This window comes from Floridaenema evergladense BLCC-F167 (genome assembly GCF_041929205.2).
Taxonomy (GTDB): domain Bacteria; phylum Cyanobacteriota; class Cyanobacteriia; order Cyanobacteriales; family Aerosakkonemataceae; genus Floridanema; species Floridanema evergladense.
In genome coordinates this window covers 2,495,487-2,517,343 of the sequence record NZ_CM171625.1, presented here as the reverse complement: position 1 = coordinate 2,517,343, position 21,857 = coordinate 2,495,487, and the positions used below count along the sequence as shown (strand labels likewise).

The following is a 21,857-nucleotide window of genomic DNA, read 5'->3' as shown; positions in this document are numbered from 1 at the left end:
TCACTCCTCAAATTTTTTAACTGCAATTATCTTTAGCTAAAATTAGTTGGGAAAAACTTCCTAATCCAGCCCCCGCAATTTCTGCCAGAATACTAATTAAGCGGTATAAAGCAACAGTAGCTAACATTAAGGCGGGCGAAAAGCTGGAACCTAAAATTGTTAGTATTGTAGCTTCAAAAACTCCCAGTCCTCCTGGGGCTCCGGGAACTATTAAACCCAAAAGCCAAGCTAAACTAAAAGCTGTGAACAGTAATGGAATTTTACTTGGTTCGATCGCACCAAGCGCCCTTAAGGTTAACAGAAATCCTGTACCCCTTAATCCCACAAAGCAGATTTCTCCCAGCAATGGTACTAAAGGATAACTCGCCAATGACAAAGCAGTTCCCTCAACCTTTACTGAACCTGACTTTTGTTTTAACTTACTCAGCTTTTGAATCACTGGATTTAAAATTCGGGGATGAATAGCTATTAAGACTACCACTAATCCTAAAAGTTGCCAACCTAAAAAAGTTGAATTTTTTGACCAAATCAAGGGAATGCCGATTACAGCAAAAATTAGCGCACTCGCTGCCATTAACAAAGGTTCTAATAAGACAGAAACAGTGGCGATTTCTAAAGAAACACCATGTTGTTTAGCGGCGACAATCCGACCATAGAAATGCCAAACATTACCAGGAATATATTTGGCAACGTTTGTTTTTAAGTAAACGGGAATTCCCCAAGCTGCGGTAATTGGTTGTTTAAGATAATGAAAAATCCACACCCAAACCCAAGCTGACCAAATATGTGCTAGTAAGGTGATGGTAAGAGCGATCGCTAAAATTCCCCATCCTCTACCATTAATTCTAATTGCCGCCACTCCTGCCGCATGATCTTTCAATACTTTCGCCAGGAAAAACAGCGTCAATCCCAAAATTACCCACCGCAAATAGGGTTTAAATTTTGCCAATAATTGTTTGATCGAGTTACTTATTGTCATTTCCCAATCCCCAATCCCCAGTCTCTAGTCCCCAATCCCCAGTCCCCTCACCACTCTGCCAAAACCACGTAATTGCTGATAGTAACCTTTGCTAACTTCATCTCCTCGATCGGAAAGTTCATCAATAGCAATCCCATTTCGTCCTAACTTTTCCCCAGAACTGTGAATATAACAGTTATTGCCTAAATAAAGTCCTACATGAGTCGCTTTTTCCCGATTTCCAAAAAACACAAAATCTCCCGGTTGTAACTCCTCAAAAGTAATTTTTTCTAAAAAAGCCTCCTGTTGATAAGCATCTCTGGGAATCCAAATTCCTGAAGCAGCAAAAGCAGCTTGCATCAGTCCCGAACAATCATAATTTGGCCCTAATGTACCACCCCAAAGGTAACAATTGGGTTGTTTCATGGCATTTTGGGTAAAGGCAATGATTTCGGGTAACTTATTTTGAATTTCTGCGCTAGAGAGTGCGATCGCCTGATATGCTACTTCTGCCCCTACTAGCAACTTTAAATCATCCTTTAACAACCATCCTGGGTAATTATCCTCCACCAAACACACGGAAACCGCCATTTCCTCTGACTCCGGCAAAACTTTCAGGTAACGTCCCACTTTAGCCTGAGTTGCCAAACGATTACAGCTAGGAGAATCATATATATTGAGGTCTGTTTGGCAGATGTACTCAATTGATAGACTAAGGTTCATAACACCTACTACTTTCAGGAGTGCTTCAGAGATCGGAAGTGACTTTGCCTAAAATATTCCTGGGTAAAGTTAAAAATCAACCATGAACAATTTACATCTAGCAATCGAATGAGCTTTTTCCGCAAAGACGAAAAACTAGAAAGTCTGAGTAATCAGATTTTACAGGCAACTTGGGCAGAATTCCCCGAATTAGGTCAAAACCAAGTAGCGATGACTTGGATTGTCTACGACCCTCCGGTAGTAGTAAACACTGGAGGTGCCTTAAATCCCGAAACCTTTTGGCAACACCAAGTTCGCGGTTTTAATTATCGGGGGTTCGATCGCATTTATCCCGCCAGTATAATCAAGCTATTCTACCTCGTCGCCGTTTACGAATGGATCGAAAAAGGCATGATCCAAACCTCCGCCGAGTTAGAAAGAGCCATCCGCGATATGATCGTTGACTCTAGCAACGATGCCACCAGCTTAATTGTCGATGTATTAACAGGTACCACCAGTGGGCCAGAACTCACAACTGGGCCATTTGAAACCTGGAAATTGCAGCGAAACATCGTTAACCGCTACTTTCATTCTCTGGGATGGGCAGAATTAGAAACCATCAACGTCAACCAAAAAACTTGGTGTGATGGTCCCTACGGGCGGGAACGCCTGTTTGTCGGAGAAATGATGGAAAATCGCAATATGCTAACTACCAACGCCACCGCCCGTTTGCTACATAGCATTATTGGCGGAGTTGCGGTATCCTCCAGAGCATCCCAAGCAATGATGGCATTAATGAAACGTGACCTAAAACAGGTTGACTTAAACACCGACGACGAAAATCAACTTACAGGTTTTCTCGGTGGGGGACTCCCCCAAAGTGCTCAAATTTGGTCAAAAGCTGGTTGGACAAGTCAAGTACGTCATGATGCTGCTTACATTGAGATTCCCGACAAACCACCTTACTTGTTAATCGTCTTTACCGAAGGCAAAGCCCACAGTAAAAACAAAGCCATTTTACCTTTCATCTCTCGGCAAGTACTTGCTGCGACAAGCAATTTATGAATTTCTGAACCACCTTTTCCCCTATTACCGTAGGATGGGCATCTTGCCCGTCCTCGTAAGATTATCTACAGCTTTTTACTGGCCCGAAAATCATTCCACGGTTAGTAGCAAAACTTATAAAAATCCCGTAAATTAAAATTATAGACTAAACTTTAGTATAAGATTTCACTGATATTTTAAGGTAGAACCACTTTTTTGTGAGGAGTGACTGTGAATAACCTTTTCTTGCAGCGCACTATTTTTCTGTTAAGCCTTACAGCCGTGACTGGTGGGATTGGTACTTTACCCGCCAAAGCTGAAACAGCAATGCAAATGTCAGGTAATCCTCAATGGATGGTTGCCCAAAATCAGCAAAGCTTGGCACATCTCTCGACTAGTCCTTTTTTTGCAAGGGAAAAGTCGCTACAAAGCTCATCAAGTAATTTAAGCATAGTTGACCAACTAAATAGAGTATCTGCGATCGATCCCACAGCACAACCCATAAACTCTACACCTTCAGATAAAAGTGCGCCAGTCCCAGGCACAACCCTAACCTCAGCAGCAAACCTGCTAGGCGAACCTGTTGCTAATTCTAATTCCCGCACTTCTACCCGAAGCAGAGAAATTTCTCAAACTAGCAATTCTCGAACCAAAAAAAGAACCCAAGTAGCGCAACAATATGAAGTAGAACCAGGACGAGAAACTCGTTCTGGTTCCAGCTATGTTGGTGCTGGCGGTAACATTGGTTTGACTGGTGAAAGTGCGATCGGAGATAATGGTTTTGCCTTATTTAGTAAAATTGGTTTAACCAGAGTCTTATCTGTGCGACCAATGGTGGTTTTTTCCAATGATACTGACTTTATCATCCCGATAACTTACGATTTTCCGATCGCCGCCGAACCATTTCAAAGAATTAATTTAGCTCCTTTTGTCGGTCTGGGAGCAATTATCACTACCAATAGCGATCGAAATGCTGGTCTTGCCTTAACAGGCGGTGTGGATATTCCCATCAGCGGGAGTTTTACCGCAGTAGGCAGCGTCACCGTAGGTTTTGTCGATACTACCACCGTCGGTCTATTGTTGGGTATCGGTTACAATTTTGGTCGAGGATTTAAATTCTAAGATTGAATTAGTTTAGGCGATTGTCTGCATATTTTCCAGAAATTTGTCTTGCACCCCTTTCTGTAAAGAAAGGGGTGTTTATCCTATATTTTTAGGCAATTCTGTGATAAAAAATACTATTAGTCTCTGACTGTATCGTTAATTAACTATTGTTAAATAAATTAAGAATTATCCAAGCAAAATTTTAACCTGTTGTATAGTTGTTTACCTTAAATCTTAACTTAAAAATTTATATGATTAACTAGGAAAATTTATGAAGATAGCTAAAATTAACCATATAGAATAAAATTAAATACAGTGTGATTTGACTTTTGGCAATAAACCAAGTCTTTGTGAGGAGTAACCGTGAATAATATTACTTTTGATTTTCAACGCCACCTTTTTCTTTATGTTGCGGCGATCGCCAGTGGATTAACTGTATCCTTAACTACTGTTAATGGATTACCCGCCCAAGCTGAAACAATTGATAATGACAATCCAAACAATCAGCCCATCCTGAACAGCAACCTATTTAACCAAGATTTAATTCTAACATCAAAAGAAATTCCCCTATCCCCAAAACCAGTTGCTCTAAAAGTTCAATCAGAAGAAACAGAGACAAAAAACGAACCCATTCCAGGTACAACAGAAACCTCAGCCTCAGTTTTATTAGAACAACCTAAAACAAAAGCACAAGTTGCACAATTTGGCAATGTTGAACCAAGAAGGACAGGCCCAGGTAGCGGTTACATAGGCATCGGTGGTAACTTGGGGGTGGCTGGTGGCACAGCTTTAGGAGATATAGGCTTTACTCTGTTTGCCAGATTTGGCTTAGGTGGCAATTTTTCTGCCAGACCAGCCTTGATATTTAGCGATGACTTCGACATTCTCTTACCAATAACATGGGACTTTACTATAAACAATACTCCCATCCTGCCTTTCGTTGGTGGTGGCTTACTAATTACAACTGGCAGCGGTAATGTGGGCGGCTTAATTACTGGGGGAGTTGATTTTCCCATCACCAGGCAATTTACCGCCACAGGTCGCTTGAACCTGGGGTTTACCACTAAAGATGCAGCCCTTGGGTTCATCTTCGGTGTAGGCTACAACTTTGCCCCCGGATTTGCATTCTAAGGGAATGGGGAACAGGTAGAGAGCAGGGGAGCAGGGGAGCAGGGGAGCGGGGGAGCGGGGGAGCAGGGGAGCAGGGGAGCGGGGGAGCAAGAAAAGTATCTAACTTGAAACTCCTCCAACTTAAAACTCAAAACTCATAACTCGCCCTTGTCCCCTTGTCCCCTTGTCCTACTTTGGGCTAACCTTCCCTGTTACCTTCAACTTACCGTCGTCTAAGACAGTCCAGACATCGTAGCTGCCGACAACATCCCCATTTTGATCTATGTCAACGTTGCCGCTAGCACCTTGGTAATTGATGTCTTTGCCTTGGCGGACTAATTCTAATGCTTTGCAAACGTCGGTTACTTCTTCACCTGGGGCATTAGCAACTTCGCGAATTTTACTTTTAATTCCTTCCCCAGTATTTGATTTTGAAGCTTGTGCTGCTAAAACTAACAAAGCAGCGGCATCCCAAGAATGAGGAACGAAAGCGCTAACGGGGCGTTTTTCCTTTGCTTCCCAAGATTTAGTGAACTGTGTAAGTGATTGACCGTTGGCACCGGGAACAGTTCCGATCGCAGAAGCTAAAATAAACTTACCATCGCTAGTTTTGCCCACTTGTTGCGGAAACTCAGGAGAATACACGCCATCGGTAAGCATTACCGTAACTCCCTTCGTCAACCCTTGTTCGTAAGCAGACTTCAGCAACAAAGAACCAGTTTCAGCATATAACACTGCAACCACCGCATCAGGTTTACCCGCAAAAGCCGCCGCTGCTTCTGATTCAAACGTAGTCGCTTTTGGGTCATAACGAGTCGGTTTAGCTTCGTTAACTACCGTTCCCCCCAAAGCTTTGAAGGCTTTCACAAATTCCTGTTCAAAACCCACACCGTAATCATTATTAATTACCACCGTAGAAACTCGCTTAAAGCCTTTTTCGCTGGCTAGTTTAGCTAAAGCTTGAGCTTGATAAGTGTCCGGTGGGGCAGTTCGCGCCCAATAACCCTGAAAATCGCCTTTTTTAGCTCTTTCTGTAAAGACGGGACTCGTACTACCAGGAGAAATTAACATTACTTTGTTCCGGGCGGCAATATCTACAGCAGCACTAGACACGCTACTAGCAAAAGAACCCACGACTCCGGTAACTTTATCCACTTCTGCCAGTTTAGTCATTGCCGCTGCACCAGCTTCCGGTTTCGTTTGGTCATCTTCCAAAATTGAGGTGACAGGTTGACCGTTGACACCACCACATTTATTGACAGTTTCTACTAAAAACGGCACAGCGGCAATCATTGGTTGTCCAATGGAAGATAAGTCTCCAGTGGCGGGTAGCAAATAACCAATTCGCAACCCATTCCCCGTCGCTGTAGCCGCTGGTGTTGAGGCGGCTACAGGAGTACCAGCAGTAGGGGTAGTAGCAGCATTTTGGGCTGTGGGGGTGGGAGTGGTAGTACCAGCGTTGTTGGTACTGGTACTTTGACAGGCTGCGGTCAAAAAGCCTGTAATTAATGGGATTATAGCGAGAGCAATTTTTGTTTTTAGCGTCAGTCCATTTGGCTTTGTCGGTCTGTTTATCATTTGGCTACTGAATTTCTCCACAGTCAACAACAGAAACAGGGTAAAATTAAATGTCTTATTTTAACCTTCAGTTGGTTGACAAAAACTTTAGCATCTTCTATAAAGTTTCGCCAAAAATAATTTATTGACGCTAAAAAATCTGAAAAAACCAGCTTCCCAACCTCTTGAAGAAGTCGGAAAACTAGAATTCATTACTCAATGATTCAGTATATAGTCGGTTGTTAAAGTAAAATATTCTACTGTATTCTCTTCTAAGTCTTTTCGCTCTGCAACTAAAGCACCTTTATATTCTGGTTCTGGGTTAAATTCAGTACAAAACCAGTGCGAATTGAGCAGAACATTATTTTCTATGTTGTATAAATTAATAGTGTTTTCCCGTGTAAAAGAAACTACGATCGATTGCAGTCCAGCCAATCCCTCTCCTGTAGCTTTTAGATAAGCTTCTTTAATTGTCCATAAGCGAAAAAATACTTCTTGCTGTTGTGCTTCTGGCAGAGCATTAATTATACTGGCTTCACTTGGGGAAAAAAAGCGTTCTGCTAATTGTTGTAGGTCAGAGAGAGGGCGAGTATATTCTAGATCAATGCCAACTGCTCGGTTTAGAGCGATCGCATAAACTGCTAAATTTTGAGAATGAGATACGTTAAAACACAATCTATCCTGGGTATGATTATTATCTAGTTCCGGTTTGCCTCGCGGCGAGTATGTAAACTTTAATTTATATGGCTCTAAATCTAAATAGTGACTGATAATCATTCTTAATAATCCTCGACAAGCAATAAATCTTTTTTTATCTCGTTCAAAATAGAACCTATCCGCCCTCTGACGCTCATCCCAGGACAAATTTACGGCTAAAGCGGTCAACAAATCTATTGGTAAATCTACATCAGCACGCCAAATATGTAGAGAGTCTTTGCGAAGACTTAAATTTTTTGGGGGAAAATGCCATAGAATCATATAAAGTATAGAATGTCTTACTCTCCGATCAAAATTTATTATTAAACTTAGTTTAGGAGTTTAAATGTAAAACCAAGCTGAAGGAGTAGATCTATAAGAAAATTTAACAAACTTTGGATCGCAGCAAAAAATAACTTACAGATAAACTCGGAATAAGAGGTGAATTTTTGCGGTGAAGAAGCAACTCTTCTTTACTGATTAGTTTTACTCAAGGTGATGGAACTTTGACTGATAACATAAACATAACAGGAAAACTTAACTCTCCACCCTCAACAATTTTGCGCTATGGCATCGCAATTTTGACGGTGGTTTTAGTTCTTGGGGTAAAGTTACTCCTCGAACAGTTTTATGATATAAAAAGCCCATTTCTCCTCTTTTTTACTGGTGTGATTATCAGTGCGTTGTTTGGGGGAATTCGGGCAGGAATCTTTGCTACAATCTTGTCAGCAATAATTAGCGACTACCTGTTTCTGTCACCTTCTCAATTATTTTTTGGAGAACAAAGTATCAGTCAAAATATTAGGTTGATTTTATTTATTTTAGAAGGGGTTTTTATTAGTAAAATTATCGATCGATTAATGAGCGTTAACCAAGAAGTATTATTGAGGCAGCAGGCATTACAAGAAAGTCAAGCTAGATATCGATCGCTAATTGAATCAGTGCAAGATTATGCAATTTTTTTATTAGATGTAAAAGGGTTAGTAATTAGTTGGAATCAAGGGGCGCAAAACCTCAAAGGATATGCAGCAAAAGAGATTATTGGACAGCATTTTTCTTGCTTTTATCCCCAGGAGGATGCTGATCGAGGAAATCCCGATCGCTACTTGCAAATAGCTGCTGTCGAAGGGTATATTGAAAATGAAGGTTGGCGAATTCGCAAAGATGGTACTCGGTTTTGGGCAAATGCCATAATTACTGCTTTGCGAGACGAGAAGGGAAATTTAACAGGTTTTTGTAAATTAACACGAAACTTAAGCGAACATCGCAAAACCGAGAGCGAAACGTCGAGTGTAATACCAGAATCTCCAGAACAAGTTTACTCAGAATTAGAATTTCGTGTTCAAGAACGCACTGCCCAACTAACAGCAATTAATATAGAATTACAGCAGCAAATCGAAGAAAGAAGGAAAGCAGAAGTAGCATTAAAACAAAGCGAACAACGTTTTCGCGCCATCTTTAATCAAACATTTCAGTTTATCGGATTGATGCAACCAAATGGGATTTTAATTGAAGCTAATGAAACAGCTTTAAAGTTTGGCGGATTAAAGCGAGAAGATGCGATCGATCGCCCATTTTGGGAAACCCGCTGGTGGACACTTTCCCCAGAAACTCAAGAAAGATTAAAACAGGCAATTAAAGAAGCCGCCAACAACCAATTTATTCGCTACGAAGTAGAAGTTTTAGGTGCCGGAGATACAGTCAGGACGATCGACTTTTCTATCAAACCAATCTGCGACGAATCCGGTAAAGTAGTATTATTAATTCCCGAAGGGCGAGACATTAGCGAACGCAAACAAGCCGAAGCAAAAATTTACCAACTGAACGCCGAACTAGAACAAAGAGTTCAACAACGTACCGCCCAACTAGAAATAGAAATAGCCCAGCAAAAACAGGTGCAAGAAGCTTTAATGCAAAGCGAACAAAGGTTTCGGGCAGCAGTTGACAACATCCCCGATACCTTTGTCATTTATGATGCGGAACGTCGCTTACAGTTCGTCAATGCAGAAGGTTTGCGCCGAACGCAAATGCCACTAAAAGCATTTTTAGGTCGTCGGGATGAAGAAATACATCCACCAGAAGTTACCAATGGTTATTTACCATACTTACTGCGGACAGTAGAAACTTTAACTACTCAGACTTTTGAATGCACTATTACATTGGCTAATTATGGTACTTACACCGTAATTATTACTTATGTTCCTTTGCTGAATGAACAAGGGGAACTCTATCAAATTCTGGGTATCACTCATGATATTACTCAGCGCAAACGTGCTGAAGAAGCTTTGCGGTTAAGTTTAGAACGTTTCCGTATTGCTTTAGAAAATTCCCCGATCGCAGTTTTCAACCAAGACCGAGAACTCCGCTACACTTGGATTTATAATCCTCGATTGGGTTACAAAGCAGAAGAAGTTCTGGGCAAAACTGATGCCGAACTGATGCACCCAGAAGATGCTGCTAAATTAACCGAAATCAAACAGAAAGTATTATTAACTGGGAATGGCGTTCGGGAAGAAGTTCAGGCCAGTAAAATCGGAGAGTTTTCTTACTATGACTTAACTGTAGAGCCATTGCAAGACGATCGAGGAGAAATTGTCGGTATTACAGCCGCTGCGATCGATATTACCGATCGTAAACGCACAGAAGCACAGCTGCGAATTCGCGCCCAACAACAAGCAGCGATCGCCAGTTTAGGACAAAAAGCCCTATCTGGCATCAACTTAGATGAATTAATGAAAGAAACCACCAGTTTAAGTGCTCAAATCTTGAAAGTTGAATATTGCGAAATTCTAGAACTTTTGCCTGAGAAACAACAAATGATTATGCGTTCAGCATACGGCCTCCCAGAAGAATTAATCGGACAAAGCATAGTTAGCACAGGTTTGCAATCTCAAGCAGGTTATACTTTACACGCTTCCGAACCACTAATAGTAAGTGACTTAGCTGCGGAAACTCGCTTTACTCCTTCCCGTTTTTGCCAAGAATATCAAATCATCAGTGGACTAAGCACAATTATTGCCGGAGTTCCCCAACCCTTCGGTGTTTTACAAGTTCATACCACCAGTAAATATAGCTTTACCCAAGATGATAAGCTGTTAATCATTTAAATAGGGTAAAATGGAAAAGTCAACCGAGCAAAATGAGTCAGGGAATGCCAGCAAAGAATCATCTGAGTTTAGAACAAGTAGAGAAGCTACAAAAAGCCCTAAAAGATGAAGAAAATGGAAACATTAGAGAAAGAATTCTGATGTTACTGTTGCTAAATGATGGAAAAACTCAAGGTAAAATAGCGGAATTTCTGGGCTGTTCAATAAATAAAGTATCTTATTGGTGCGTACATGGAGATCCAGATAATCTGGAAAGCCTAGTGGATGAAAGGATGAAGGGGAATCATCAAAAAGCCACAGATAAATATAGAGAAATATTATTAGAGACAGTAGATAAAGAACCCAAAGAATTAGGATACGAATTTGGCAGATGGACAGCAGAAAGATTAGCAACATATTTAGCAGAAACGACAGGAATAAAATTAAGTGGGTCGCAAGTTAGGAGAATATTAGAGAAAAAAAAGTTCGTTTACCTCTGGGCGAAGTACAGCTTAGAGGGAAAGCGAGAGCCGGAAAAAAGAAAAGAATTTAAAAAGAAGATAACCGAATATTTAAAAATAGAAAAAGATAACCCAGAACGTTTACAAGTATGGTTTTGGGACGAAAGCGGTTTTAGTTTAAGCGTGATAAAAAGAAAGAATTGGTGTAAGAAAGGTAGCCGAAAAGAGGTGAGGGGAGAGCGAAGAAAGGGTCGGATTAATGTAATGGGAGGGCTGAGGTATTCCGACAAGAAAAGGTTTGTGGAGTTTCTGGATAAAAGCAATTCAGAAAGTTTTTATCAAGTGCTAAAACTGTTTTATCAAGAATTGATTGCTGAATGGGTAGCTGCTGGCAATGAAGCCGATGAATTTGCGGAAAAAGGAGCCAAAATAGTGATAATTCTAGATAATGCTAGTTTCCACAAAAAAGCTGAATATCTCCAGAAAATTGCTGCCGAAATGCCCAATATTCATTTAGAGTTTCTCCCCAAATATAGCCCGGATTATAACTTAATTGAATTAGTTTGGCATTCAGCAAAAGAATTTATTGCTAATCGACTATTTAAATCAATCGAAGAATTAGAATATTTATTGCATCAACTTTTAAATGAAGGACAGTTAATTATTAAATGGGAGCGAAAACTTAAAAATAAAGGTAATGCTCTTATCCCTGTTTAAATGCTTAACAGCTTATTCACTTTCTGCAAGCTGGAGCAAATATTCTTGCTGAAGCAATTCAAAGACAAAAAGCTAAGGAAACTTTACAGCAACAATCAGAAGAGTTAGCTTTAGCAAACCGTCTCAAAGATGAGTTTTTAGCCACAATTTCTCACGAACTGCGGACTCCGCTAAATTCCATGTTAGGTTGGGCGAAGCTTTTGCCAACGAGGAATTTTAGCCCAGAAACTGTGAGTAAAGCGATCGAAACTATTTCCCGCAATACCAAAGCTTTGGCACAACTAATAGAAGATGTGCTAGATATGTCTGATATTATTCGTGGCAGGTTAAATTTACAAGTTGAACCTGTGTCCTTAGATTTGGTAATTGAACAGGCGATCGCTTCGATTAATCTAGCAGCAGAAGCGAAAAATATTCAAATCTGCTCTCATATTAATGACTCTGTAGGACTGGTGATGGGTGACAGTACTCGCTTACAACAAATTGTTTGGAATTTGCTTTCTAACTCCGTCAAATTTACCCCCAATGGCGGAAAAGTAGAAGTTCGCCTCACTAGAATCAACAATCAAGCGCAAATTCAAGTCAGCGACACCGGAAGAGGTATTAGTGCTGATTTTTTGCCTCATGTTTTCGATCGCTTCCGTCAAGAGGACGGTTCCATTACTCGTGCTTACGGAGGTTTAGGTTTGGGATTAGCGATCGTCCGTTACCTAGTCGAACTACACGGTGGTACAATTCAAGCCGAAAGCTCAGGCTATGGAAAAGGCGCAACCTTCACCGTCCTACTTCCCCTCGTGTAGCAGTAGGAGTACTCCAGAAGCAAAGGGACAAGGGGAGAAAGAGAAGCGATGATTTTTCCTTTGTTTGCATCATCTCTCCTACACAAATCAATTTCTCTGTTGACCATGAATTAGCCCTGGGGACACAGAGGCAGTAAAACCCTGTATGGATGGGATGGGTTTTGTTGTTAACTCTTCATGCTATGACTACAAACTTACCTGCTCTTACCCGTCCCTCAAAACTCAAAACTCGCCCCAGTCCCCAGTCCCCAGTCCCAGACAAAAAACGGAGAGGGAGGGATTCGAACCCTCGGATGGGTCTTACGAGTCCATCAACAGATTAGCAATCTGCCGCTTTCGACCACTCAGCCACCTCTCCAAGCTGACAGTATCTCATAATAACACGCTTTTGCTAGATAATCTAGTATTTTGACTAAAAAATTTCGGCTCTACTGGGGATTGGGGATTGGGGATTGGGGATTGGGGATTGGGGACTGGGGATTGGGGATTGGGGACTGGGAGGAAAATAAAAGAAAAAGGAATTTTCAGATCGAAAATGGAAAATCAAAATTTCTCAGTTCCTAGTCCTGGTACTAAGTTCCCTTTAAATCTTTTCACTCTTAAGTAATATTTCCACCTGCAAAGATCAATACCTCCCATAGCTGATGCTACTCCATAATTAAACTACTAATCTTAATATCAAAAGCTCAAATTTAATCTTAAAGCTAATCAGGCGGCTATTAATTTCAAAAACCTCTTGTTTCGGCTGTCATTTTTTCAACAACAATTACAAAACTATGTTTTCCCCAAGCAAAAAGCACATTGCTCTTATATCGGTGCATGGAGATCCGGCGATCGAAATTGGTAAAGAAGAAGCTGGCGGGCAAAATGTTTATGTGCGTCAAGTTGGTCAAGCTTTAGCACAAAAAGGTTGGCTAGTTGATATGTTTACCCGCAAAGCTAATCCCCAACAAGATAGGATTGTACAACATAGCGTTAATTGTCGCACAATTCGTTTAAATGCTGGCCCGGAAGAGTTTGTGCCTAGAGATGATATTTTTGCGTTTTTACCAGAATTTGTGCAGAATTTCCGGCAATTTCAGCAAGACAATCAAATTAATTATCCGATCGTTCATACTAACTATTGGCTTTCTGCCTGGGTGGGGATGCAGCTGAAAAAGAAACTTGATATAAAACAGGTGCATACTTATCATTCTTTAGGTGCAGTTAAATATAAATCTGTCACCACAATTCCCATGATTGCTACTACTCGCTTAAGCACAGAAAAAGCAGTCCTAGAAACGGCTGATAGAATTGTAGCAACTAGTCCGCAAGAAAAAGAACACATGAGAAGTTTAGTTTCTCAAAAAGGCAAAATTGACATTATTCCTTGCGGTACTGATGTCAGCCATTTTGGTTCTATTAGTCGAGTAGCAGCTAGAGAAAATTTAGGAATTGACCCAGAAACTAAGGTAATTTTATATGTGGGTCGTTTCGATCGCCGCAAGGGAATTGAAACTTTAGTGCGGGCAGTTGGTGAATGCGAATCTAGGAAAAAATACCAGCTAAAATTAATTATTGGTGGTGGATTTATCCCCGGACACAGTGATGGTAAAGAGTACGATCGCATTGCCAGCATTGTAGACGAATTGGGGTTAAACGATATCACAATTTTCCCCGGAAGATTGAGTCGAGAGATTTTACCAACTTACTACACGGCAGCTGATGTAACTGTAGTTCCCAGTCACTATGAACCCTTTGGATTAGTAACAATTGAATCGATGGCTTGTGGGACACCAGTGATTGGCAGTGATGTGGGTGGTTTACAATTTACGATTAAGCCCGAACAAACTGGTTTACTCTGTCCTCCCAAAGATGATGCTGCTTTTGCAGCGGCGATCGATCGCCTTCTCAACCAACCAGAATGGCGCGACAAATTAGGAGTAAATGCCAGAGAACGAGTCGAAGAAATGTTTAGTTGGGATGGAGTTGCTTCTCAACTAACTAACCTTTATCTCGACTTAATCAAACAACCAAAAGCAAAACAATTAAGTAGCGTGAGCGCTTAGGAATGCTGCGTAACAGTGGCTTGAAAAGGGGGGAAGTGAGAAAATGGAGTAGAACGCCAAAATAATATCCATGCCCAGGAAGATTCGAGAGTTGAAAGCTCAAATTGCGCGTGAAGGCTTTGTTTACTTGCCCAAGCGCGGCAAGGGTAGTCATGAGCGTTGGCGACATCCGTTGATTGGAAAAACACTGACAATCTCAGGCAAGGATGGAGATGATGTGCCACTCTACCTAGAAAAACAACTCGCAAAACTCCTGGCTGAAGTGGAAGAGTTGAGAGAGGACGGGGATTCATGAATCGATACAGCATGATTGTTCAATGGTCTGATGAGGATCAACTTTTCCTGGTCACAATCCCGGAGTTTTCTGATCTTGTCGTGATGCCTTGCACTCACGGAAAAACTCGTGAAGAAGCGATTCGCAATGGTGAAGAGGTGCTTGAAATGTACCTGGAGGCTTGGCAGGCAGAAGGTGAAGTGATTCCCAATCCCAGTACACTTCAAGTTGCTTGATGCTTTTAGTGATTCCGACCAATTCATGGACTGGGGTAGGGGAAATACCTCTACTTTTACCTTCTACCTTTTTACCTTCTACCTTCTACCTTCTGCCTTTTGCTTTCACCTATTGCTACGCGAGGGAGACGATGTTTAAAACTGCAAAGAATTTCCCAAGAAATTGTACCTAAAATTTCTGCCCAATCATCAGCACCAATTTGCAAGTCGCCATCTTTGCCTAAAACTGTTACTACTTCTCCTACTTGTAAATCAGGAATCGCACTAACATCTATCATGATTTGATCCATTGTAATAGCTCCTACTTGGGGTACTTGTTGACCGCGAATTAGAACTTTCATTTTGTTAGAAAGATTGCGGGGAATGCCGTCTGCGTAGCCAATTCCTACTACCGCTAAACGCATTTCTCGATCGGCAATGAATTGATAACCGTAGCTCACACCAGTACCAGCAGCAATAGTTTTAACTTGGGTAACTATAGCTTTTACCTGCATGACTGGTTTGAGTTCTACTACTTGTTTTAGATGATTTGCTGGGTAAAGTCCGTAGGTAGCTAAACCAACTCTGACCATATCATAGTGTAAGTTGCGACTGGTTAAAGTAGCAGCTGTATTTGCTAAATGTAGTCGGGGGAATTGCCTACCTAAATTGTTAATTTTTGTGCCAGTTAAACGAGTTGCGATCGCGTAGCGTGCCGTTAGGCGTATCGCTTTTTTCGCTTCTTCAAATCGCCGCTGTTGCTCTTTCATTATTGTTGGATCGGGACTGTCGGCAGTTGCTAAGTGAGAATAGATACTAGCTATTTCTAAATTTGGACAATGATAAACTAGCTGGACAAAATCAGCGGCTTCTTGCCAGTTAGTTCCTAATCTAGACATTCCGGTATCTATTTTTATATGCACAGGTAAAGTTTGATTCAGAGAAGTCAAAGTTTCCGAATAAATTAAAGCTTGTTGGGGCGTGCAAAGAGTAGGTTGCAGTTCCCATTGGGCGATCGCTCGAATTTGCTCAGCCGTATTCGTTGCCCCTAAAATTAAAATTGGTGCCTTGATTCCCGCTTGACGTAACTCTATTCCCTCTGGAATTGTCGCTACTCCCAACCAACTTGCTCCCGCTTGTAAGGCTGTTCGCGCTACAGTGCAAGCACCATGACCATAAGCGTCTGCTTTTACCACTGTCATCAGTTGTGTTTGAGGTGCTAAAAGACTTTTTATTTGCTGTACGTTGTGAGCTAAAGCTGCTAAATCTATTTCTACCCAAGCACGCTCACATCGCATTGCAGCTAAAGCAGCGGTTTGTTCCCAACTTAACATCCGTCTCACTCCTTCATCACTCACACATAATCACCATTTGCCAAGTCTACCCGGAAAATGCCTGACTGTTTGGCAACATTAAACAGGCTAAATTGTGACTAGATTAACTCGTTAGTAAGTAAATTTTACATTTAGCTAACAGAGAATGCCAAGGTTAATTTCAGTATTAATATCATTCTACAAATATTTTTTCTCAAGCTAAACTATAGTAAATATCTCTGGGAATTATGAAGCGAATCATCTTTACTGACAAATCAATTATCTATTTTTCATTACCTTGGATTTGTTCGATCGCATTTCTAGCCATTATTTATTTAGAGATTAAATTACAATGGTTCATGCAATCAGTTAGAGATGAATTATTTGCGATCGGCCTCCAAGAATTTTGGGAAAGCTGGGATGGAATTAAATTATTGGGATTATTTATATTGTTATTCATAATTTATTTATTTGTCAACTTAATACAAAAATCAAAAACTAAGCAGGATGCAATGTATCGGAGTATTTTTGAGAATGCTACTGAAGGAATTTACCAAAGTACGCCTAAAGGTAGGTTTATCAGTGCTAACCCAGCTTTAGCAAAGATTCTCGGTTACGCTTCTCCCGAAGAACTTATTAACACAATTACAGATATTAGTAAGCAAATTTATGTTGAGCCAAAAAGACGAGATAAATTCATTTCTGTTTTGGAAAAAAACCGCAGTACTCAGAGATTTGTATCCTTAGTTAAGCGCAAGGATAATAGTTTAATTTGGATTGCTGAGAAAGCGCATAGTGTAAAAAATTCTCAAGGTAAATTGCTTTATTACGAAGGGACAGTAGAAGATGTGACTAACCACAAAATTGCTGAAGAGGCACTGCAATATCAACAAGAACAAACGGAGAGGTTACTATTTAATATTTTACCTGGGCCGATCGCATCCAGACTACAAATGCAGGAGACTATAGCAGATAGCTTTTCTGAAGCAACCGTGATGTTTGCCGATCTAGTGAATTTTACTGAACTTTGTACTACTATTCCTCCTACTGAATTAGTGAAATTACTGAATGAAATTTTTTCCGTATTCGATGAATTAGCAGAAAAGTATGGATTAGAAAAAATTAAAACCATTGGCGATGCTTATATGGTGGCAGGCGGCATTCCTCTTTACCAAAAGGATCATGCAGAAGCGATCGCGCAAATGGCTCTAGATATGCTAGAAAAGATCAAAATTTTTCACACCAAAGACGGACAGCCTTTTAGTCTCCGTATAGGGATTAACAGTGGTCCTGTAGTTGCGGGAGTCATAGGGATTAAAAAAATTATTTATGACCTTTGGGGAGATACCGTAAATATCGCCAGCCGCATGGAATCCCAAGGCGTTCCCGATAAAATTCAAGTCACAGAATTTACTTATAAACTTTTAGCTAATAAATTTGTATTTCAGGAAAGGGGGACGATCGCCATTAAAGGTAAAGGTGAAATGAAAACCTATTTTCTGGTTGAAAAACTGTAAAAATAACAAAATAAAGTAGGATTTCTGTTAATTTAAGCTAGATTAGATATTTAAATAAATCGTTAGCCTTATCAGGTGAGGAGCGTTTTTTTAGGCTAATTTGTAAATCTGGGTAAAATTATTACTAAGCTGTTCTGCATTTAAATCATCTCAGGTCTTGCACTTCTGAGGCAGCAGCCCCTATTTTCGTTCCCAGGTTGAACCGAGGAACGAGGATCTGGGAGGTTCCACCTCCTGTAGTGCAACTGAGTCATGTAATCTCTGTTGGTTGTTCCCTTTCTCCAAATTTGGGATTCTTGATAAATGCTGAATAGCCTAGATGTTTCAGGGTGACATTCTTACTGACTCATTATTTGAGCGATGAAAATCCAATCAATCTGGTAGATCTATCGAATCGATCAATACATCTATGAGAATTCGCCTTTTACCCTACATAGCAGCGCTGTCAGCAAGTATAGTAGTTCTGGCTGGTGTCTGGATTATCGATCGCTCTGAAGAAAAGCGCTTCCAAGAAAGTAATCGCGCCGACGTGCTGCATCAACTCAGCACTGTTCGCGCCAAATTAGAAGGCGCTTTGAACTCCCGATTATTTCTGGCGCGAGGGTTAGTTGCTTATGTTTCCAATCATCCAGAAATTGACCAACCAGAATTTGAACGTCTGGCTAAAGTGTTAGTTTCGCAACAGACTGGCATTGGCAGTGTGGCATTGTACAAGAATTTGATCGTCACTCACATTTACCCTTTAAAAGGTCATGAAGCTGCCATTGGATTTAACCCTTTATCAGTTCCCGAAGAACGAGAGGCGATCGAACGAGCAATTAGCAGCAGAAAAACCGTGATTGCAGGGCCAGTAAACTTAGTAGAAGGGGGAGTAGGTTTTATCAACCGCACTCCCATTTTTCTTTCACCTCCCAATCAACCCCCGGAATCTGGAAGGTATTGGGGATTAGCTGGCGTAATCGTCAACAAAGACACGATTTTTCAAGAAGCGGGACTGATAAATTCAGCAAATCAGGAAACAAATATTGACCATTCTCATCAAACAGTCGAATTTGCTTTGCGGGGAAAAGATGGATTAGGCGCACAAGGCGAGGTGTTTTTCGGTCAGGAGGCAATTTTTGCTAAAAATCCGGTAATTTTAGAAGTAAAATTGCCCAATGGTTATTGGCAAATAGCAGCAATCCCTGTAGGCGGTTGGCAGAAACAAGCACCGATTTCTCAATGGTTGCGAATCGGTGGAGGATTTTTAGCTGTATTAACTGGTGTTTTAGTGTATATTTGGGTGCGATCGCCAGAAAACTTACGTCTAGCAGTGCAAAAAGCGACCAGTGCTTTAAAAGAATCAGAAACTAAATATCGGGAATTAGTAGAAAATGCCAGCAGCATTATTTTAAAGATAGATCCTGAAGGGAATATTACCTTTTTTAATGAATTCGCTCAACATTTCTTTGGTTATTCAGAAACCGAAATCCTTGGTAAAAATATAGTCGGAACTATAGTTTCTTTAAGTGATGGTTCCGGTGAAGATTTAGCATTATTTATTCAACAAATTCTCCAAGTTCCAGAAACATACAATCATCAGGAATACGAAAATATTCGGCGTAATGGAGAAATAGTTTGGATAGCTTGGCGGAACAAAGCTTTGTTTGATGAAGAAGGGAATTTTACTGGTTTGTTGTGTATTGGTACGGATATTAGCGATCGCAAACAAGCCGAAGAAGCCTTAAAAGCTTCCCAAAAAATGTTACGTTTAGTGATGAATAATATTCCCCAAGCTATCTTTTGGAAAGACCAGAATTCAGTTTATCAAGGTTGTAACCAAAAGTTTGCCGAAGATGTCGGTTTAACAGATCCATCTGCCGTAATTGGGAAAACCGAATATGATTTTTGTGAAAGCACCAGCCAAGCAGAGTTTTTACAGGAGATCGATCGACAATTAATGCTAAGTAATATTCAATTTACTCAGTATTGTGAATTATTTCACTTTAAAAATGGTCGAGAAGTTTGGTTAGAAACTAGTAAAATACCCCTGCATGACGCACAGGGAAACGTAGTCGGAATTTTGGTAACTTATGAAGATATTACAGAACGCAAACGCATAGAAGAAGCATTGTGGGAAAGTGAAAATAAATTCCGGTTATTATTTGAACAATCAGGAGATGCAATCCTATTATTAGAAAACGATAAATTTATCGACTGTAATCAAGCCGCAATAGAAATGATTGGCGCTAACAGCAAAGAGCAATTATTAAATTTACATCCAGCTGAATTATCGCCAGAAAAACAACCTGATGGTAGCTATTCTTTAGAAAAAGCTAACGAAAATAATGCCTTAGCCATTAGTAGAGGAAGTTTGCGATTTGAATGGGTACATCAACGTTTAAATGGTTCGCAATTTCCCGTTGAAATATTACTCACTGCCATTCCCTTACGAGGCGAAAAAGTTCTCCATGTAGTTTGGCGAGATATCACCGAACGCAAACGTGCTGAAGACAGTTTAAAAGCAAGTGAAAGACGCTTACGCAGACAAAGTACTGCTCTTTTAGAATTAGCAACTAACAGCAAACTTAACTGCGGTGATTTATTAGAAGCAATTCAAGCAATTACCGAAACTGCGGCAAAAACTTTAGAATTAGAAAGAGCAAGTATTTGGTTATATAATACTGAACAAACTGGTATTACTTGCATAGATTTGTATGAGCGTAGTTGCGATCGTCACTCTTCAGGAACCGACTTATTATCTGTAGACTACCCTAACTATTTCCAAGCTTTACAAACTCAACGAATTATCACCGTCTATGATGCTCGTAACGATTCTAGAACCAGCGAACTTGATGATAATTACCTAACTCCTTTAGGCATTACTTCCATGTTAGACGCACCAATTAGATTAAGTGGTCAAATGATGGGTATAATCTGTCACGAACATATCGGAACATTACGTCATTGGACTTTAGAAGAAGAGAATTTCGCCTCTTCCTTAGCCGACTTTGTAGCTTTAGCAATGGAAGGAACAGAACGTCGTCGCGCTCAACAAGCACTGTTGAAAGCTAATGAAGAATTAGAAATTCGTGTGGAAGAAAGAACAGCTGCTTTAAAAGTAGCCAATCATCAATTAATAATAGAAATTCGGGAAAGAAATCGATCGGAAGCAGCATTACGACAAGCCGAAGAAAAGTATCGCAAAATTTTTGAAAATGCCATAGAAGGAATTTTTCAAATCTCAATAGATGGACGTTACTTAAGTGCTAATCCAGCATTAGCTAAATTATATGGTTACAATTCTCCTGAAGAATTGATGAATAGTATCCAAAATGTCGATCGGCAAATTTATATCGAGCCGCAGCAGAGAGCAAAGTTTATTAAATTAATTGAAGAACATGGTAGCGTATCGGGGTTTGAATCCCAAGTTTATTGTCGAACTGGCAACATTATTTGGGTTTCCGAAAATGCTCGTGCCGTCCGCGACGAACAGGGAAAAATCCTTTATTATGAAGGCATAGTCGAAAATATTACCAAACGGAAAGAAGCCGAAGAAGCTTTACGAGAGCAACAAAAACAAACTGAAAAATTATTATTAAATATATTGCCCCAACCGATCGCCGAACGCTTACGTAAAGAACAAAGCACGATCGCAGATATCTTTAAAGAAGCCACAGTCTTATTTGCTGATATTGTCGGATTCACCGAAATTTCCGCCAACATTCATCCAGTAGAATTAGTAGAAATGCTCAACGAAATCTTCTCCACCTTCGACGAACTCACCGAAGAACATGGCTTAGAAAAAATTAAAACCATCGGCGATGCTTACATGGCAGTTGGAGGATTACCCATACCCCGCCCAGATCATGCCGAAGCGATCGCAGAAATGGCATTAGATATGAAAATAGAGATCGATCGGTTTAACCGCGAAACCGGACAAAACGTGCAACTGCGCGTAGGCATAAATACAGGCCCCGTCATCGCAGGCGTAATCGGCATCAAAAAATTCATCTACGATTTATGGGGTGACACAGTAAACACCGCTAGCCGCATGGAATCTCACGGTATAGCCGGACAAATTCAAGTCACAACCACAACCTACGAAATTCTCAGAGACAAATACCAATTCCAAAAACGAGGTAACATCCCCATCAAAGGCAAAGGAGAAATGACAACTTATCTGCTTACAGGCAAAAAGGGGAACTTCTAAATTGAAGAGTTTTTTGTCTCCCTCCTCCATCTTTAAAAAAATTTGTAGTAACTCAAATGATGG

16 protein-coding genes and 1 tRNA gene are annotated in these 21,857 nt (G+C 40.5%); 11 read left to right on the top strand and 6 right to left on the bottom strand.

The window, feature by feature from the left end:
* Positions 1–16 precede the first annotated feature (16 nt).
* Positions 17–979: a lysylphosphatidylglycerol synthase transmembrane domain-containing protein gene (locus tag ACE1CA_RS12340; RefSeq protein WP_413277872.1), complete on the bottom strand. Its 963-nt coding sequence runs from the start codon at positions 977–979 to the stop codon at positions 17–19.
* Between the two features lie 24 nt (positions 980–1,003).
* Complete coding sequence (locus ACE1CA_RS12335; RefSeq protein WP_413277871.1) at positions 1,004–1,681, bottom strand: C40 family peptidase; 678 nt, start codon at positions 1,679–1,681, stop codon at positions 1,004–1,006.
* A 108-nt stretch (positions 1,682–1,789) separates the two neighbouring features.
* On the opposite strand from ACE1CA_RS12335, the gene ACE1CA_RS12330 reads away from it, so the two are divergent.
* The 3 genes from ACE1CA_RS12330 (at position 1,790) to ACE1CA_RS12320 (ending at position 4,939) form a co-directional block, all read left to right on the top strand.
* Complete coding sequence (locus ACE1CA_RS12330; RefSeq protein WP_413277870.1) at positions 1,790–2,725, top strand: serine hydrolase; 936 nt, start codon at positions 1,790–1,792, stop codon at positions 2,723–2,725.
* 210 nt (positions 2,726–2,935) lie between these two features.
* The gene (locus ACE1CA_RS12325; protein ID WP_413277869.1) at positions 2,936–3,826 is read left to right on the top strand and encodes a hypothetical protein; all 891 of its coding nucleotides are present in this window, start codon (positions 2,936–2,938) and stop codon (positions 3,824–3,826) included.
* A 345-nt stretch (positions 3,827–4,171) separates the two neighbouring features.
* Complete coding sequence (locus tag ACE1CA_RS12320) at positions 4,172–4,939, top strand: hypothetical protein (RefSeq protein WP_413277868.1); 768 nt, start codon at positions 4,172–4,174, stop codon at positions 4,937–4,939.
* A 168-nt stretch (positions 4,940–5,107) separates the two neighbouring features.
* On the opposite strand, the gene ACE1CA_RS12315 is transcribed toward ACE1CA_RS12320, so the two are convergent.
* Both ACE1CA_RS12315 and ACE1CA_RS12310 read right to left on the bottom strand, forming a co-directional pair.
* Positions 5,108–6,496 carry an ABC transporter substrate-binding protein gene (locus ACE1CA_RS12315; protein WP_413277867.1) on the bottom strand — a complete coding sequence of 463 codons (1,389 nt, stop codon included), beginning with the start codon at positions 6,494–6,496 and terminating at the stop codon, positions 5,108–5,110.
* A gap of 195 nt (positions 6,497–6,691) precedes the next feature.
* Positions 6,692–7,453, bottom strand: coding sequence for a 4'-phosphopantetheinyl transferase family protein (locus tag ACE1CA_RS12310; RefSeq protein WP_413277866.1), 762 nt, complete (start codon positions 7,451–7,453; stop codon positions 6,692–6,694).
* A gap of 224 nt (positions 7,454–7,677) precedes the next feature.
* Between ACE1CA_RS12310 and ACE1CA_RS12305 the strand changes: the two genes are divergently transcribed.
* From ACE1CA_RS12305 to ACE1CA_RS12295, 3 genes are all read left to right on the top strand, one after another.
* Positions 7,678–10,278, top strand: coding sequence for a PAS domain S-box protein (locus tag ACE1CA_RS12305; protein WP_413277865.1), 2,601 nt, complete (start codon positions 7,678–7,680; stop codon positions 10,276–10,278).
* Between the two features lie 44 nt (positions 10,279–10,322).
* Positions 10,323–11,435, top strand: a complete 1,113-nt coding sequence (locus ACE1CA_RS12300; protein WP_486517970.1) for an IS630 family transposase — start codon at positions 10,323–10,325, stop codon at positions 11,433–11,435.
* A 179-nt stretch (positions 11,436–11,614) separates the two neighbouring features.
* Positions 11,615–12,235: a sensor histidine kinase gene (locus ACE1CA_RS12295; RefSeq protein WP_486517790.1), complete on the top strand. Its 621-nt coding sequence runs from the start codon at positions 11,615–11,617 to the stop codon at positions 12,233–12,235.
* Positions 12,236–12,501: 266 nt separating this feature from the next.
* On the opposite strand, the gene ACE1CA_RS12290 is transcribed toward ACE1CA_RS12295, so the two are convergent.
* A tRNA-Ser gene (locus tag ACE1CA_RS12290) sits at positions 12,502–12,593 on the bottom strand.
* Positions 12,594–13,011: 418 nt separating this feature from the next.
* On the opposite strand from ACE1CA_RS12290, the gene ACE1CA_RS12285 reads away from it, so the two are divergent.
* The 3 genes from ACE1CA_RS12285 to ACE1CA_RS12275 all read left to right on the top strand — a co-directional run bounded on the left by ACE1CA_RS12285 (position 13,012) and on the right by ACE1CA_RS12275 (position 14,793).
* Complete coding sequence (locus ACE1CA_RS12285; RefSeq protein WP_413279498.1) at positions 13,012–14,283, top strand: glycosyltransferase family 4 protein; 1,272 nt, start codon at positions 13,012–13,014, stop codon at positions 14,281–14,283.
* 70 nt (positions 14,284–14,353) lie between these two features.
* Positions 14,354–14,578 (top strand): type II toxin-antitoxin system HicA family toxin, encoded by a 225-nt coding sequence (locus ACE1CA_RS12280; RefSeq protein ID WP_459563660.1) that lies wholly within the window; start codon positions 14,354–14,356, stop codon positions 14,576–14,578.
* The gene (locus ACE1CA_RS12275) at positions 14,575–14,793 is read left to right on the top strand and encodes a type II toxin-antitoxin system HicB family antitoxin (protein WP_413279496.1); all 219 of its coding nucleotides are present in this window, start codon (positions 14,575–14,577) and stop codon (positions 14,791–14,793) included. The genes ACE1CA_RS12280 and ACE1CA_RS12275 overlap by 4 nt, the downstream gene beginning before the upstream one ends.
* Positions 14,794–14,864: 71 nt before the next feature.
* Here the strand turns inward: ACE1CA_RS12275 and alr are convergent, their stop codons facing one another.
* Positions 14,865–16,106 carry an alanine racemase gene (alr, locus tag ACE1CA_RS12270; protein WP_413279499.1) on the bottom strand — a complete coding sequence of 414 codons (1,242 nt, stop codon included), beginning with the start codon at positions 16,104–16,106 and terminating at the stop codon, positions 14,865–14,867.
* 227 nt (positions 16,107–16,333) lie between these two features.
* Here alr and ACE1CA_RS12265 point away from each other — a divergent pair, with 227 nt between their 5' ends.
* Together ACE1CA_RS12265 and ACE1CA_RS12260 are read left to right on the top strand one after the other, a co-directional pair.
* Positions 16,334–17,602, top strand: a complete 1,269-nt coding sequence (locus tag ACE1CA_RS12265; protein WP_413279495.1) for an adenylate/guanylate cyclase domain-containing protein — start codon at positions 16,334–16,336, stop codon at positions 17,600–17,602.
* A gap of 409 nt (positions 17,603–18,011) precedes the next feature.
* Positions 18,012–21,794 carry a PAS domain S-box protein gene (locus ACE1CA_RS12260; protein WP_413279494.1) on the top strand — a complete coding sequence of 1,261 codons (3,783 nt, stop codon included), beginning with the start codon at positions 18,012–18,014 and terminating at the stop codon, positions 21,792–21,794.
* The last annotated feature ends 63 nt before the right edge of the window (positions 21,795–21,857 follow it).

Excerpts from the sequence above, each read along its gene's own strand:
- ACE1CA_RS12340 (WP_413277872.1), bottom strand. The coding sequence starts at position 979 with ATGACAATAAGTAACTCGATCAAACAATTATTGGCAAAATTTAAACCC.
- ACE1CA_RS12335 (WP_413277871.1), bottom strand. The coding sequence starts at position 1,681 with ATGAACCTTAGTCTATCAATTGAGTACATCTGCCAAACAGACCTCAAT.
- ACE1CA_RS12330 (WP_413277870.1), top strand. The coding sequence starts at position 1,790 with ATGAGCTTTTTCCGCAAAGACGAAAAACTAGAAAGTCTGAGTAATCAG.
- ACE1CA_RS12315 (WP_413277867.1), bottom strand. The coding sequence starts at position 6,496 with ATGATAAACAGACCGACAAAGCCAAATGGACTGACGCTAAAAACAAAA.
- ACE1CA_RS12310 (WP_413277866.1), bottom strand. The coding sequence starts at position 7,453 with ATGATTCTATGGCATTTTCCCCCAAAAAATTTAAGTCTTCGCAAAGAC.
- ACE1CA_RS12300 (WP_486517970.1), top strand. The coding sequence starts at position 10,323 with ATGCCAGCAAAGAATCATCTGAGTTTAGAACAAGTAGAGAAGCTACAA.
- ACE1CA_RS12295 (WP_486517790.1), top strand. The coding sequence starts at position 11,615 with ATGTTAGGTTGGGCGAAGCTTTTGCCAACGAGGAATTTTAGCCCAGAA.
- ACE1CA_RS12285 (WP_413279498.1), top strand. The coding sequence starts at position 13,012 with ATGTTTTCCCCAAGCAAAAAGCACATTGCTCTTATATCGGTGCATGGA.
- ACE1CA_RS12280 (WP_459563660.1), top strand. The coding sequence starts at position 14,354 with ATGCCCAGGAAGATTCGAGAGTTGAAAGCTCAAATTGCGCGTGAAGGC.
- ACE1CA_RS12275 (WP_413279496.1), top strand. The coding sequence starts at position 14,575 with ATGAATCGATACAGCATGATTGTTCAATGGTCTGATGAGGATCAACTT.
- alr (WP_413279499.1), bottom strand. The coding sequence starts at position 16,106 with ATGTTAAGTTGGGAACAAACCGCTGCTTTAGCTGCAATGCGATGTGAG.
- ACE1CA_RS12265 (WP_413279495.1), top strand. The coding sequence starts at position 16,334 with ATGAAGCGAATCATCTTTACTGACAAATCAATTATCTATTTTTCATTA.
- ACE1CA_RS12260 (WP_413279494.1), top strand. The coding sequence starts at position 18,012 with ATGAGAATTCGCCTTTTACCCTACATAGCAGCGCTGTCAGCAAGTATA.